This is a genomic window from Rhodococcus spelaei (genome assembly GCF_006704125.1).
Lineage (GTDB): Bacteria > Actinomycetota > Actinomycetes > Mycobacteriales > Mycobacteriaceae > Rhodococcus_G > Rhodococcus_G spelaei.
The window spans coordinates 15192-29260 of record NZ_VIGH01000007.1; the positions used below are offsets into that span (position 1 = coordinate 15192).

At 69.2% G+C, this 14069-nt stretch carries 13 protein-coding genes; 2 read left to right on the top strand and 11 right to left on the bottom strand.

The annotated features are described in order from the left end of the window. Window positions 1–110 precede the first annotated feature (110 nt). The 3 genes from FK531_RS15450 to FK531_RS15460 form a co-directional block, all read right to left on the bottom strand. Complete coding sequence (locus FK531_RS15450; RefSeq protein ID WP_142100892.1) at window positions 111–2372, bottom strand: polyribonucleotide nucleotidyltransferase; 2262 nt, start codon at window positions 2370–2372, stop codon at window positions 111–113. 329 nt (window positions 2373–2701) lie between these two features. After that, a complete protein-coding gene (gene rpsO / locus FK531_RS15455) occupies window positions 2702–2971 on the bottom strand; it encodes a 30S ribosomal protein S15 (protein WP_142100894.1) in 270 nt (89 codons plus the stop codon). A gap of 105 nt (window positions 2972–3076) precedes the next feature. Continuing rightward, a complete protein-coding gene (locus tag FK531_RS15460) occupies window positions 3077–4057 on the bottom strand; it encodes a bifunctional riboflavin kinase/FAD synthetase (protein WP_142100896.1) in 981 nt (326 codons plus the stop codon). Between the two features lie 128 nt (window positions 4058–4185). Between FK531_RS15460 and FK531_RS15465 the strand changes: the two genes are divergently transcribed. Both FK531_RS15465 and FK531_RS15470 read left to right on the top strand, forming a co-directional pair. Beyond that, window positions 4186–4875 (top strand): metal-dependent transcriptional regulator, encoded by a 690-nt coding sequence (locus tag FK531_RS15465; RefSeq protein ID WP_142100898.1) that lies wholly within the window; start codon window positions 4186–4188, stop codon window positions 4873–4875. Continuing rightward, window positions 4872–5066 (top strand): hypothetical protein, encoded by a 195-nt coding sequence (locus tag FK531_RS15470; RefSeq protein WP_142100900.1) that lies wholly within the window; start codon window positions 4872–4874, stop codon window positions 5064–5066. The genes FK531_RS15465 and FK531_RS15470 overlap by 4 nt, the downstream gene beginning before the upstream one ends. A 103-nt stretch (window positions 5067–5169) precedes the next feature. On the opposite strand, the gene truB is transcribed toward FK531_RS15470, so the two are convergent. The 8 genes from truB to infB all read right to left on the bottom strand — a co-directional run bounded on the left by truB (window position 5170) and on the right by infB (window position 13938). Continuing rightward, complete coding sequence (truB, locus tag FK531_RS15475) at window positions 5170–6090, bottom strand: tRNA pseudouridine(55) synthase TruB (RefSeq protein ID WP_142100902.1); 921 nt, start codon at window positions 6088–6090, stop codon at window positions 5170–5172. A gap of 11 nt (window positions 6091–6101) precedes the next feature. After that, window positions 6102–6767: a 4'-phosphopantetheinyl transferase Npt gene (npt, locus tag FK531_RS15480; protein ID WP_142100904.1), complete on the bottom strand. Its 666-nt coding sequence runs from the start codon at window positions 6765–6767 to the stop codon at window positions 6102–6104. Beyond that, window positions 6764–7690 (bottom strand): metallophosphoesterase family protein, encoded by a 927-nt coding sequence (locus FK531_RS15485; RefSeq protein ID WP_142100906.1) that lies wholly within the window; start codon window positions 7688–7690, stop codon window positions 6764–6766. Before FK531_RS15485 ends, npt begins: the two co-directional genes overlap by 4 nt. 5 nt (window positions 7691–7695) lie before the next feature. After that, the gene (locus tag FK531_RS15490) at window positions 7696–9042 is read right to left on the bottom strand and encodes an MATE family efflux transporter (RefSeq protein ID WP_142100908.1); all 1347 of its coding nucleotides are present in this window, start codon (window positions 9040–9042) and stop codon (window positions 7696–7698) included. A 9-nt stretch (window positions 9043–9051) separates the two neighbouring features. Continuing rightward, window positions 9052–10050, bottom strand: coding sequence for a DHH family phosphoesterase (locus tag FK531_RS15495; protein WP_142100910.1), 999 nt, complete (start codon window positions 10048–10050; stop codon window positions 9052–9054). 8 nt (window positions 10051–10058) lie between these two features. Then, entirely contained in the window at window positions 10059–10541 is a 483-nt protein-coding gene (gene rbfA, locus FK531_RS15500; protein ID WP_142100912.1) for a 30S ribosome-binding factor RbfA, read from the bottom strand. 133 nt (window positions 10542–10674) lie between these two features. Beyond that, window positions 10675–10965, bottom strand: a complete 291-nt coding sequence (locus tag FK531_RS15505; RefSeq protein ID WP_142100914.1) for a DUF503 domain-containing protein — start codon at window positions 10963–10965, stop codon at window positions 10675–10677. Window positions 10966–11043: 78 nt separating this feature from the next. Beyond that, complete coding sequence (infB, locus tag FK531_RS15510; RefSeq protein WP_142100915.1) at window positions 11044–13938, bottom strand: translation initiation factor IF-2; 2895 nt, start codon at window positions 13936–13938, stop codon at window positions 11044–11046. Between the last annotated feature and the right edge of the window lie 131 nt (window positions 13939–14069).

Genomic DNA, 14069 nt, shown 5'->3' on the forward strand with positions numbered 1-14069 from the left:
CTCGCAGCGCGAAACTCGCATTCGAGGCGCAACTTTCCGGTCACGGCGGCGAAACGCGAGGTGCCCCCGACCTGTAGCGGTCGGGGGCACCTCGTGTCGAACTCGACGAACTAGGCGTCGGCGTCCTTCTCGGCCGGGGCCTCGGCGGCCTCGTCCTCGACGGGAACGAGCGAGATCTTGCCGCGGTTGTCGATGTCGGCGATCTCGACGCGGAGCTTGGAGCCCACGTTGACCACGTCCTCGACCTTGTTGATCCGCTTGCCGTTACCCAGCTTGCTGATGTGCACCAGTCCGTCGCGGCCCGGGAGCAGCGAGACGAACGCCCCGAAGGCGGTGGTCTTGACGACCGTGCCGAGGAATCGCTCGCCCACCTTGGGCAGCTGCGGGTTGGCGATGGCGTTGATCATGTCGATCGCGGCCTGCGCAGACGGACCATCGGTGGCACCGACGAACACGGTGCCGTCGTCCTCGATGGAGATGTTCGCACCGGTCTGCTCGGTGATGGAGTTGATCATCTTGCCCTTGGGGCCGATGACCTCACCGATCTTGTCGACGGGCACCTTGATGGCCGTGACGCGCGGGGCGTACGGGCTCATCTCGTCCGGGGTGTCGATGGCCTCGGCCATGACCTCGAGGATCGTGGTGCGGGCGTCGTGCGCCTGCGACAGCGCGCCGGCGAGGACCTGGGACGGAATGCCGTCGAGCTTCGTGTCCAGCTGCAGCGCCGTGACGAAGTCCTTGGTGCCCGCGACCTTGAAGTCCATGTCGCCGAAGGCATCCTCGGCGCCGAGGATGTCGGTCAGCGCCACGTAGCGGGTCTCGCCGTCGACCTCGTCGGAGACCAGGCCCATCGCGATGCCTGCGACGGGGGCCTTCAGCGGCACACCGGCGTTGAGCAGCGACAGGGTCGAGGCACAGACCGAGCCCATCGAGGTGGAACCGTTGGAGCTGAGCGCCTCCGACACCTGACGGATCGCGTACGGGAACTCGTCCTGGCTCGGCAGCACCGGCATCAGGGCGCGCTCCGCGAGGGCGCCGTGGCCGATCTCGCGACGCTTCGGCGAACCGACGCGACCGGTCTCACCGGTGGAGTACGGCGGGAAGTTGTAGTGGTGCATGTACCGCTTGCTGGTCTCGGGGCCCAGCGAGTCGATCTGCTGCGCCATCTTGACCATGTCGAGGGTGGTGACGCCCATGATCTGGGTCTCGCCACGCTCGAACAGCGCGGAGCCGTGCGCCCGCGGGATCACGGCGACCTCGGCCGAGAGCGACCGGATGTCGGTGATGCCGCGACCGTCGATGCGGAAGTGGTCCTTGAGGATCCGCTGACGGACCAGCTTCTTGGTCAGCGAGCGGAACGCCGCGCCGATCTCCTTCTCGCGCCCCTCGAAGCTCGGGGCGACCTGCTCGAGCACCTCGACCTTGACCTCGTCGGTCTTGTCGTCGCGTTCCTGCTTGCCCGCGATGGTCAGTGCGGCACTGAGCTTCTCGGCGGCAGCCTTCTCCACGGCGGCGAAGACGTCGTCCTGGTAGGCCGGGAACACCGGGTAGTCGCCGGTGGGCTTCGCGGCCTTGGCGGCGAGCGCCTGCTGCGCCTCGCACAGACGCGCGATGAACGGCTTGGCGGCCTCGAGGCCCTGCGCGACGATCGCCTCGGTCGGGGCCTGCGCGCCGTCCGCGATCTTCTCGATGACGTTGTCGGTGGCCTCGGCCTCGACCATCATGATCGCGACGTCGGCGTCGTCACCGGAGCCGGAGACGATACGACCGGCGACGACCATGTCGAAGACGGCGTTCTCGAGCTGCTCGACGGTCGGGAACGCGACCCACTGGCCGGCCTTGTTGTCGTCCGAGACGATCAGCGCGACGCGGACGCCACCGACGGGACCGGAGAACGGCAGGCCTGCGATCTGGGTGGACGCGGAGGCCGCGTTGATCGCGACGACGTCGTAGAGGTCCTTCGGGTCCAGGCTCAGGATCGTCACGACGACCTGGATCTCGTTGCGCAGACCGTCGACGAAGGACGGGCGCAGCGGCCGGTCGATCAGGCGGCAGGTCAGGATCGCGTCGGTGGACGGACGTCCCTCGCGACGGAAGAACGAGCCGGGAATGCGGCCCGCGGCGTACATACGCTCCTCGACGTCCACCGTGAGGGGGAAGAAGTCGAAGTGCTCCTTGGGATGCTTGCTGGCCGTCGTGGCCGACAGCATCATGGTCTCGTCGTCCAGGTACGCGACGACGGCGCCGGCGGCCTGCTGCGCGAGGCGGCCGGTCTCGAAACGGATGGTGCGGGTGCCGTAGCTCCCGTTGTCGATCGTGGCGGTGGATTCGAACACGCCTTCGTCGACCTCTACTGCGGAATTGACTGTCATCTCTTCTCTTCTCTTCCCTCTCGTCTTCGCCGTATCCGCGTGGCCGTCGCATCCCTCCTGGACGCGGCGGCGTACCTCTGCCCGGAGGCGGCCATCGATCGAAGCCCTCCGGCGGTCGTGACGTCACGACCCGGCCGAGTGGCCACTACCGAAGACCGACGCCGCGGCGGCAGGTACGTACGGCTGGATCTCGTAGATCCGGGTACTGCTGGTACTGCACTAGCTGGTCACACAAAAATCATGGTCGTACAAACACCGGTAGCCAACGAGGCTCAGTCTATGCATTCGCCTCGCTGGCTACCGGGATGTTCATGGTGCGCGTCGAGTGGTTATCGACGCAGACCCAGACGCTCGATCAGCGAGCGGTACCGCGCGATGTCAACCTTCTGGACGTACTTCAGCAGACGACGACGGCGTCCGACCAGCAGCAGCAGGCCGCGGCGGGAGTGGTGATCGTGCTTGTGCGTCTTCAGGTGCTCGGTGAGGTCGACGATGCGCTTGGTGAGCATGGCCACCTGCGCCTCCGGCGAACCGGTGTCGGTCTCGTGCAAGCCGTACTCCGAGAGGACGGCCTTCTTCTCTTCGGTGGTCAACGCCACTGTGAATCTCCTGATCACTGACGTCCGCGCACTGTGACTAGCCGGTGTGGCCACCGCGGACCGCAGCACACACCGAGAAGCCATCCTACCAGGACGAACCGGGCGTCAACCGCGGTGGTGCAGGTCCGCCCGGGTCAGGAGGTCACGGGCGAGTTCGGCGTCCCGGCCCATCTGCACGATGAGCGCCTCGACCGAGTCGAACTTCTCCATGCCACGCAGGCGTTCGACGAAGTCGACCGCCACGTGCTGGCCGTACAGGTCGGCCTCGCCGTCGAGGACGAACGCCTCCACCGTGCGGGTACGGCCGGAGAAGGTCGGGTTCGTGCCGATGGACACCGCGGCGAGGTGCCGCTCCCCCGGCGCGACGGTACCGATCACCGGACCGGGACCGAGCACCGTGAACCAGGCCGCGTACACCCCGTCGGCGGGAATTGCCGAATGCATCGGCGGCGCGATGTTGGCGGTCGGGAAGCCGAGTTCGCGTCCGCGGCCGTCGCCGTGCACCACCACGCCCTCGACGCGGTGCGGCCGTCCCAGCGCTTCCGACGCGGCGGCGACGTCGCCGGCGTCCACGCAGGAGCGGATGTAGGTGGACGAGAACGTCACGGTGTGCTCGGCGAGCAGGTTGACCCCGTCGACCGCGAATCCGAAGCGGCCACCGATCTGACGGAGCATGTCGACCGTGCCTGCCGCCTTCTTTCCGAAGGTGAAGTTCTCCCCGACCACGACCTCCGCGACGTGCAGTCGCTCGACCAGGATCTCGTGGGCGTAGCGCTCCGGGGTGAGCTTCATGAACTCGGTGGTGAACGGCATGACGCAGAAGACGTCGATGCCCAGCTCCTCCGCCAGCTCGGCGCGCCGGGCGAGTGTGGTCAGTTGCGCCGGGTGACTGCCCGGCCGCACGACCTCCATCGGGTGCGGATCGAAAGTCATGAGCACACTAGGGATTCCGCGCTCACTGGCCGCTTTCACCGCACGGCTGATCAGCTGCGCGTGACCACGATGCACGCCGTCGAAAACGCCGATCGTGAGTACACAACGCCCCCAATCGGCAGGCACATCGTCGAGACCTCGCCACCTCTGCACGCATCGCAGCCTACGGCCCCCGGCGAGAGGCGTCACCTTCGGATTCCGGTAGGCGAGTGTCGTGGCGGCGCACCGGGCCCGCATTGCCTAAGCTCGACACCGTGGGCGAACGTAAGACTGAACCAGCCATGACGACCGCGAAGGCCGCCGGCGCCGGGACACTCACCACGGTCGCGCAGGACTACCTCAAGGTGATCTGGACCGCGGGCGAGTGGTCCGGCGAGCAGGTGTCGACGAAAATGCTCGCCGAACGGATCGGGGTGTCGGCCTCGACCGTGTCCGAGGCGATTCGCAAACTCGCCGATCAGGGCCTCGTCGACCATGCGCGGTACGGCTCGATCTCGCTGACCGACCGCGGTCGGGCGGCCGCCGTCGGGATGGTCCGCAGACATCGACTGATCGAAACGTACCTGGTCAACGAGCTCGGCTACGGCTGGGACGAGGTGCACGACGAGGCCGAGGTGCTCGAACACGCCGTCTCGGACCTGATGATCGCGCGGATCGACGCCAAACTCGGTCACCCCGAACGCGATCCGCACGGCGACCCCATCCCGGCGCCCGACGGGTCGATTCCCTCCCCGTCGGCCCGGCAACTCAGCGACTTCGGCGACGGCCAGTACGGCCGGATCGCGCGGATCTCCGACGCCGACCCGGCGATGTTGCGGTACTTCGACTCGGTCGGCATCGCCCTCGACCTGACGGTCACAGTGCTCGAGCGTCGTGACTTCGCGGGCACCGTGTCGGTGCGGCTCGGCGACGGCGACACCGTGGAACTCGGCAATCCGGCCGCCGCCGCGATCTGGCTCGTCGAGCCGTGAGCGCACGCCCCACCCTCGCGTCCTCGCTCTTTCGCGGCGTGTTCCTGGCCGCGCTGATGTTTCTGCTGGTGTCCGGGATCGCCGATCGCAGCTGGTGGACCGTCCTGTACGCGGTGGTGCTCGTCTGGTTCCTGCTCGACTGGCGGTCAGCCCGTCGGGAGCGATCATCGTCTGCGCCCCGCACCCCTTGATCCGACAGAAACCCTGCACACCTGCACTGTCTCCGTCTCACGCGTTCTGTGCGCGCAGCAGGATTGAGACGGCGACGAAAGCTGTGTGCACGCTCGGCTGCTCCTAGAGTCCACGCAGGGTGGCCGGGCGTACCACCATCACCGAACTCGCGCGCCGGCCCCGCTCCTGCAGCAGCGCGATGGTGTGCCCGTCCGGGTCGATCGCGGCGTAGGTGCCCGGGATGCCGACCGGCTCGAGCCAACGCCCCTGACTGATGGACTCGGCCTCCTCGGCGGTGATCTGCCGGTGCGCGAACGCGGTCTGCGCGGCATGGTCGATGTCCAGGCTCACCGCCGGATCCTCGGCCAACTGTTCGAGGGTGCGCGCGTGCTCGAGGGTGAACGGGCCGACCCGGGTCCGCCGCAGCGCCGTCAGGTGTCCACCGACGCCGAGCGCGGCCCCGAGATCCCGGGCCAGCGCCCGGACGTAGGTGCCGGACGAGCATTCGACCTCCACATCGAGGTCGACCTGATCACCGGACCGCCGGGTAGCGGTGACGTCGAACCGGTCCACGGTGACCGGGCGGGCTTCGAGTTCGAACTCCTCACCGGCGCGGACCAGTTTGTGCGCGCGCTGCCCGTCCACCTTGATCGCGCTGACCCGCGTCGGGACCTGGGCGATGTCGCCCGTCAGGGTCGCGATCACCGCGGCGATCTCCTCGTCGGCGACGCCGGAGGCATCCGCCGAGGTCAGCACCTCGCCCTCGGCGTCGTCGGTGGTGGTCGACTGGCCGAGCCGGATCGTCGCCGAGTACCCCTTCGTGGTCAGCGACAGCAGCCCGAGCAGCTTGGTGGCCCGCTCGATGCCGAGGACCAGCACACCGGTCGCCATGGGGTCCAGGGTGCCGGCGTGCCCGACCTTCCGGGTGTGCAGGATCTTGCGGCAGCGCGCGACAACGTCGTGGCTGGTCATGCCCGCGTCCTTGTCGATGATCAACAGCCCGGCGCCGTCGAGGCCGGAGGACGGTTTGCGGTGAGAAGGCACGGGATTCGAGACTACTGGACAGTGATCGCGGTGATGACGAGGCCGTCGGCGACCAGCCAGCGACCGTCGAAGGAACTCAGCGGCGGGCCGTCGGTGGTCTGGCCGGGCACAAGCAACTCGGAGTGGAAGGTGCCGGTGACGCCATCGCTCCCCTCGGACAATGCCAGCGTGATCCGGGCGTCCTCGAAGCCGAGCCACCGCCCGGTCAGCGGAAACCACGCCTTGTAGGTGGCTTCCTTCGCACAGAACAGCAGCCGGTCCCAGTGCACCCGGTCATCCGACTTCGCGGCGATCTCGACCCGCTCCTCCGGCAAGCTCACCGCGTCGAGCACACCGTCCGGCAGCGGTCCGTGCGGCTCGGCGTCGATGCCGACCGACCGCACCTGCATCGAGTACCCGAGCACCGCGCCGCGGTAGCCGTCGCAATGCGTCAGGCTCCCCACCACTCCGCGTGGGAACAGCGGAACACCCCTGTCGCCCTTGAGGATCGGCGCGGCATCCACTCCGAGCTTCGCCATCGCCTCGCGGGCGCAGTGCCGGACGCTGACGAACTCGCGTCGGCGTTTGTCGACCGCCCGCGCGATCAGCGCCTCCTCCTGGGGCAGCGCGGTCAGCCCCGGCGGGTCCTCGAACAACTCGGCGTACGCGACGCCGTTCGGCAGAATCGACTCGATCACGCGCGGGCCGCCCTCATCGCGTCGAACTCGGCCTCCTGCTCGGGGGTGACCTTGAAGTGCCCGCCCCACTTGTTCAGCGTGCCCGGCGGGTAGTCCGGCACCGGCAGGATCTGCCGCAACAGCTGCTCGGGCAGCCCACGTCGCTGCCACTCACGCGGGTAGCCGAGTGAGACCTCCTCGAAGCGGACACCGTCGTAGTAGGTGGTGCGCGGGATGTGCAGGTGCCCGTAGACGCTGCAGATCGCGTTGTAGCGGGTGTGCCAGTCGGCGGTCAGTTCGGTGCCGCACCACAGCGAGAACTCCGGGTAGAACAGCACCCGCGTGGGCTCCCGCACCAGAGGGAAGTGGTTGATCAGCACGGTCGGGATCGACAGGTCGAGCGCGTCCAGCCGCGCCCTGGTCGACTCCACCCGCGCGTGACACCACGCGTCGCGGGTCGCGAAAGGCTCACTCGAGAGCAGGAACTCATCCGTGGCGACCACGTTCTTGTCGCGCGCGAACGCCAGCGCGTTCTCCTTCGTGGTGGTGCCCTCGGGCCGGAAGCTGTAGTCGTAGAGCAGGAACATCGGCACCAGCGTCGCCGGACCGCCCTCGCCCTCCCACACCGGGTACGGGTCCTCCGGTGTGATCACGTCCAGCTCGCGGCACATGTTCACCAGGTAGTCGTAGCGGGCGACGCCGTGGATCTGCACCGGGTCCTTCGCGGTGGTCCACAGCTCGTGGTTGCCGGGTACCCAGATGACCTTCTCGAACCGGCTGCGCGCGAGCTTCAGCGCCCACGCGATGTCGTCGGTCTTCTCCGAGACGTCCCCGGCGAGGATCAGCCAGTCCTGCGGCGACTCCGGGTACAAGTCCTCGGTGATGGGACGGTTCCCGCGATGACCGACATGGGTGTCGCTCACCGCCCACAACTTTCGCGTCACGCTCACTACCTTCCCGCCTGAATGTCGGCGCCGACCACGGTCCAGCGCCCCGAACTCGTCCGCCACACGACGGCAAGCATCCGCAGCACCATGAACACCGTAAGCCCCGACCAGATTCCCGCGAGACCCCAGTCGAATTCGAGGGACAGCCAGATCGGCGGCAGGAACCCGACCACCGCGCAACCGAGGGTCGCGTTCCGCAGGAAGGCGGCGTCCCCTGCGCCGAGCAGCACGCCGTCCAGCGCGAAGACCACACCGGCGACAGGCATGATCGCGACGAAGAACCACCAGACGACGTCGATCTGGCCCAGGACTGCCGCGTCGCCGGTGAACAGCGGCGGGATCACCGTGTGCCCCAGCGCGAACGCCGCGGCGAGGGCGAGCGCGAACACCGTCGACCATCCGGTCAGCCGCCGCGCGAGCCCCCGTGCCTGCGCCGCGTGACCGGCGCCGAGCGCCGCCCCGACCAACGTCTGGGCGGCGATCGCCAGCGAGTCCAGGGTGAGCGCGACCAGGTTCCACAGTTGCAGCACCACCTGATGGGCGGCGACCGCCGCGGCGCCGAATCGGGCCGCGACCGCGGCCGCGGACAGGAAGCAGGCCTGGAAGGCGAGGCTGCGCAGGATCAGGTCCCGGCCGAGCACCACCTGCGCCCGCATCACGTCCGGTCGCGGACGCAGCGACACCCCGGACCGCAACAACGCCGCAACGAAACAGGTCGCGGTGACCGACTGCCCGACCACGTTCGCGACCGCAGACCCGGCGAGTTCCCACCGCGGCGCACCGAGCAGGCCGTGCACCAGGATCGGGCACAGCACCGCGGAGACGGCGAGGCCGGCGAGCACGAAACGCAAGGGCCGCAGCGTGTTCTGTACCCCACGCAGCCAGCCGTTGCCGGCCATCGCGACCAGGATCAGCGGTGCGCCGAACACGGCGATCCGCAACCACTGCAGGGCCTCCGTCGCGATGTCACCGCCGCCGGCGATCACGTCGACGACCGGCCGAGCCAGCAACTGCACGGCAATGACGATGGCGAGGCCGATCCCGACCGCCAGGTAGGTGGCCTGCACGCCTTCCTCGACGGCGCCGCGCTCGTCACCCGACCCGTGCCTGCGCGACGCCCTGGCGGTGGTGCCGTACGAGAGGAACGTCAGCTGGGTGCTGACCTGCGCGAGGATCAGTCCCCCGACGGCAAGTCCGGCCAGTGCCAGCGCGCCGAGGCGCCCCACCACCGCGATGTCGAAGAGCAGGTACAGCGGCTCCGCAGCCAGCACGCCGAGCGCGGGCAGCGCCAGGCCCACAATCCGCCTGGCGGAGGGCTCGGGATTCCGCCGGGCGGCAGGGTCAGCCAAGTCCGGATCTCACCCGAGCACGCCGAGGAGCTCGGCAATCACGCTCTCGTCGTCGCCATCGTGGGTGTAGCCGGAGGCGAACCGATGTCCGCCGCCGCCGACCCGGGCGGCGACGTCGGAGACGTCCACTGCCGCCTTCGACCGCAGCGAGACCGCCCACCGGCCGGGTTCGTTCTCCTTGAGCACCGCCGCGACCTCCGCCTGCGCGGTGGTACGCACGATGTCGATGACGCTCTCGATCTCCTCGGCACCCAACCCCGCGGTGTCCGCGTACCGGATCAACGCGTAGACCAGGCCGCGGCCACCGACCGCGTCCGGGACCAACTGAGCGGTACCGAGAACCGAAGAGAGCATCGGCAGCCAGGCGAACGGATGGGTGTCGAGCAGTCGCCGGGTGATCGCCGCAGAGTCGATCCCGGTGTCGATCAGTCGCTCGGCCAGCTCGTGCGTGCCGGGTTGCACCCACCGGAACGAGCCGGTGTCGGTGACCAGGCCGGCGTAGAGGCAGTGTGCGAGGTCGCGGTCGATCTCCACGCCCCAGGCGTCGAACAGTCGGGCCAGCACCGCGGTGGTGGCCTCGGCACTGTCGTCGATCAGGTTGTACTTGCCGAAGCGGGTATTGGACCGGTGGTGGTCGATCACCAGGGTCCGACGGGCACCGTCGAGCCGATCCGCCAGGTCACCGAGCCTGCCTCGACTGCCACAGTCCACCGTCACCAGCAGGTCCACCTCGGCAGGCACGTCGTCGGGCGCCACCAGCAGGTTCACCCCGGGCAGGGTGCGCATGGACTCCGGCAGCACCTCGGGTCGTGCGAAGGACACCTGGACCGGCGTCCCCATCCGGTCGAGCACCAGCGCGAGGGCCAGTCCGCTGCCGATGGTGTCCGCGTCCGGCTGGACGTGGCAGAGCACCGTCACCGAGGTGGCCTCGGACAGGAGTGCTATCGCAGCCGCGAGATCGATCTCGGCTGAGTTGTCGGCGGTGGGGGTCGGCGCTGTCTCGGTCATCGCCGGGCCTAGTCGGCTTCGCCCGAGCCGACCGGTTCGTCCTCGTCGTCCTCGGCCGCCCGCGGTTCCTTGTACGGATCCGCCTCTCCGGCGTGAGTTGCGTTCTCCCTGGCCTTGGCCACCTCGTCGTCGGCGGCCCGGGCCCGGGCGAGCAGTTCCTCCATGTGCCGCGCTGCGTCGGGGACGGTGTCCGCGACGAACGTCAGCGTCGGCGTGAACCGCACGCCGGTGCCCGCTCCGACCTTGGAGCGCAGCGCGCCCGTCGCCTTGGCGAGGCCCGCGGCGGCGCCCTCGACGTCGGGCTCGGTCTCCAGGTCGACGCCGCGGACGGTGTAGTACACCGTCGCGTCGTGCAGATCAGCGGTCACCTTCGCGTCGGTGATCGTGATGTAGTCCAGCCGGGGATCCTTGATCTCCTTGTCGGCGATCGCCGTTGCGACGATCGTCGAGATGCGCTTGGCCAGCTTTCGCGCCCTCGCCGGATCTGCCATGACCGAAGTCCCTTCCTAACGACGGCGCTGCCGTCAATCCCAAAACGACGGCGGAGCCGTCAATGCCAAACGACGGCTGTGCCGTCAAGTTCGTTCCATTGTTTCGCCGCGGGGTCGAGGCAGGAAATCCGGGTCAGTCTTCCGGACCGAAGATCCTGCGCCGCACCGCAAGCAGTTGCAACTCGGGTCGAGCGGCCACCTGCCGCTCGCAGGTGTCGAGTACCTCGTTGAGGTGGTCCACGTCGGAACTGGCCACTGCGACACCGATCAGCGAGCGCCGGTAACGGTCGTGCTCACCGGTCTCCGCGACCGAGACCCCGAACTTGGTCAGCGCGGCAATCACCGGTTTGACCACTGAACGTTTCTCCTTGAGCGACCGTACGTCGCCGAGCAAGATGTCCAGTTCCAGAGCACCGAGGTACAACTAGCCTCCCGTGGTGGTCGCGGTGTGGGTCCCGCGGGCCTGCTCGGCCCGCGGGACCCACACCGGCCTCCCGAATACTCAGTCGCGCGGCTTCTCGCGCAGCTCGTACGCCTCGATCACGTCACCGACCTTGATGTCGTTGTAGGTGACCGTCAGACCGCACTCGTAGCCCTCGCGGACCTCGGTGACGTCGTCCTTCTCCCGCTTGAGCGAGGAGATGGTGACCGTCTCCGCAACCACGACGCTGTCGCGGACGAGGCGGGCCTTGGCGTTGCGCTTGATCGACCCGGAGGTGACCAGGCAGCCGGCGATGTTGCCGACCTTCGACGACCGGAACATCGCGCGGATCTCGGCCTTGCCCAGCTCGACCTCTTCGTAGATCGGCTTGAGCATGCCCTTGAGGGCCTTCTCGATCTCGTCGATGGCCTGGTAGATCACCGAGTAGTACCGGATGTCGACGCCCTCGCGGTTCGCCAGCTCGGTCGCCTTGCCCTCGGCGCGGACGTTGAAGCCGATGATGATCGCGTTCGAGGCCGAGGCCAGGTTCACGTTCGTCTCGGTCACGCCACCGACACCGCGGTCGATGACGCGCAACTGCACCTCGTCGTCGATCTGGATGCCGAGCAGGGCCTCCTCGAGCGCCTCCACGGTGCCCGAGTTGTCGCCCTTGAGGATGAGGTTGAGCTGACTCGTCTCCTTGAGCGCTGCATCGAGATCGTCGAGGCTGATCCGCTTGCGGCTGCGTGCGGCCAGCGCGTTGCGCTTGCGCGCATTGCGACGGTCCGCGATCTGCCGGGCGATCCGGTCCTCGTCGACCACGAGCAGGTTGTCGCCTGCGCCGGGCACCGACGTGAAGCCGATGACCTGCACCGGACGCGACGGCAGCGCCTCGAGGACGTCCTCGCCGTGCTCGTCGACCATGCGACGAACGCGGCCGTAGGCGTCGCCCGCCACGATCGAGTCGCCGACCCGCAGCGTTCCGCGCTGGATGAGCACGGTCGCCACCGGGCCGCGGCCACGGTCGAGGTGCGCCTCGATGGCAACACCCTGTGCGTCCATGTCCGGGTTGGCGCGCAGATCCAGGGAGGCGTCCGCGGTCAGCAGCACCGCTTCCAGGAGGGCATCGATGTTGGTGCCCTGCTTGGCCGAGATGTTGACGAACATGGTGTCTCCGCCGTACTCCTCGGTGACGAGGCCGTACTCGGTGAGCTGCTGGCGGATCTTGTCGGGGTTCGCCCCCTCCTTGTCGATCTTGTTCACCGCGACCACGATCGGCACGTCGGCCGCCTGGGCGTGGTTGATCGCCTCCACCGTCTGCGGCATGACACCGTCGTCGGCCGCGACCACGAGGATCGCGATGTCGGTGGCCTTGGCACCACGGGCACGCATGGCCGTGAAGGCCTCGTGACCGGGGGTGTCGATGAAGGTCACCAGACGCTCGTTGCCGTCCAGCTCGGTCAGCACCTGGTAGGCGCCGATGTGCTGGGTGATGCCGCCGGCCTCGCCCTCGCGGACGTTCGCCTTACGGATGGTGTCGAGCAGTCGGGTCTTGCCGTGGTCGACGTGACCCATGACGGTGACCACCGGCGGACGCTGTTCGAGGTCTTCCTCGCCGCCCTCGTCCTCGCCGTAGGTGAGGTCGAACGACTCGAGCAGCTCGCGGTCCTCGTCCTCCGGGCTGACGACCTGCACGACGTAGTTCATCTCGCCGCCAAGCAGCTCGAGGGTCTCGTCGTTCACCGACTGGGTGGCCGTGACCATCTCGCCGAGGTTGAACAGCGCCTGCACGAGTGCTGCGGGGTTGGCGTCGATCTTGTCTGCGAAGTCGGACAGCGACGCGCCGCGGGCGAGACGGATGGTCTCGCCGTTGCCGCGGGGCAGCCTGACGCCACCGACCGCGGGAGCCTGCATGCTCTCGTACTCGGCGCGTTTCGCCCGCTTCGACTTACGGCCTCGACGAACGGCGCCACCGGGACGACCGAACGCGCCTGCCGCGGCACCACGCTGGCCGGGACGACCACCGCCGCCACCGGGACGACCACGGAATCCACCTGCGGGAGCTCCACCGGGAGCGCCTGCGCCTGCACCGGCACCGGGGGCGCCGCCACCGCGGTAGCCACCGCCACCGCCGCCGGGACGACCACCCGGACCACCGGGACGACCGCCCGGACCGCCGGGACGACCTGCGCCGGGTGCCGGACGAGCCGACCGTGCGGGCATGGCACCCGGGTTCGGGCGCGGGGGCATCGAGCCGGGGCTCGGACGCGGGCCACCCTGACCGGGAGCCGGACGCGGGCCGCCCTGACCTGCGGCCGGACGCGGTGCGCCGGGCGCCGGGCGGGGACCGCCCTGGCCGGGAGCCGGACGCGGGGCACCCGGACGGGGTGCACCCGGGGCCGGACGCGGCGCGGGACGCTCGGCCGGGGCCGAGGAGTACGGGTTGTTACCGACGCGCGGCGCCTTCGGGCCGGGGCGCGGGCCGCCCGGCTTCGGACCTGCGGCGGCCGGAGCCGCCGGGGCGGGTGCGGGTGCCGGCGCTGCACTGGCCGCGGGGGCAACCGGTGCCGCCGGGGCGGGTGCCGGCGCAGGAGCGGCCGGACGGGGTCCGGGCTGCGCAGCCGAAGGGGTTGCCTTCGGAGCCGCCGGGGCGGGTGCCGGTGCGGTCGGGGCCGCTGCCGCTGCGGGTGCAGCCTCTGCCGGGGCGGGGGCCGGCGCCGGAGCGGGTGCCGCCGGCTTGGGGCCGGGGCGCGGGCCGCCGGGCTTGGGCGCCGTGGCGGTCGAGCCCGCCTCGGCGGCAGCTGCCGACGACTTGGCGGACGGGAACGACTCCCGCAACCGCCGCGCTACCGGCGCCTCCACGGTGGAGGACGCCGACTTCACGAACTCGCCCTGCTCCTTGAGCCTTGCGAGTAGTTCCTTACTGGTGACACCGAGTTCCTTGGCCAACTCGTGCACGCGGGCCTTGCCTGCCACTGCTCTCCTCACTGAGAGGTCGAGCGCGGCTTGGTGCCCGCACGACCTCGGGTTAACTCCGATGGACGATCATCGCTGGTGCTTCACGGTGTGCTCATGAGTGTGTTTGCCTGACTCTTCTCGAGCGGTAC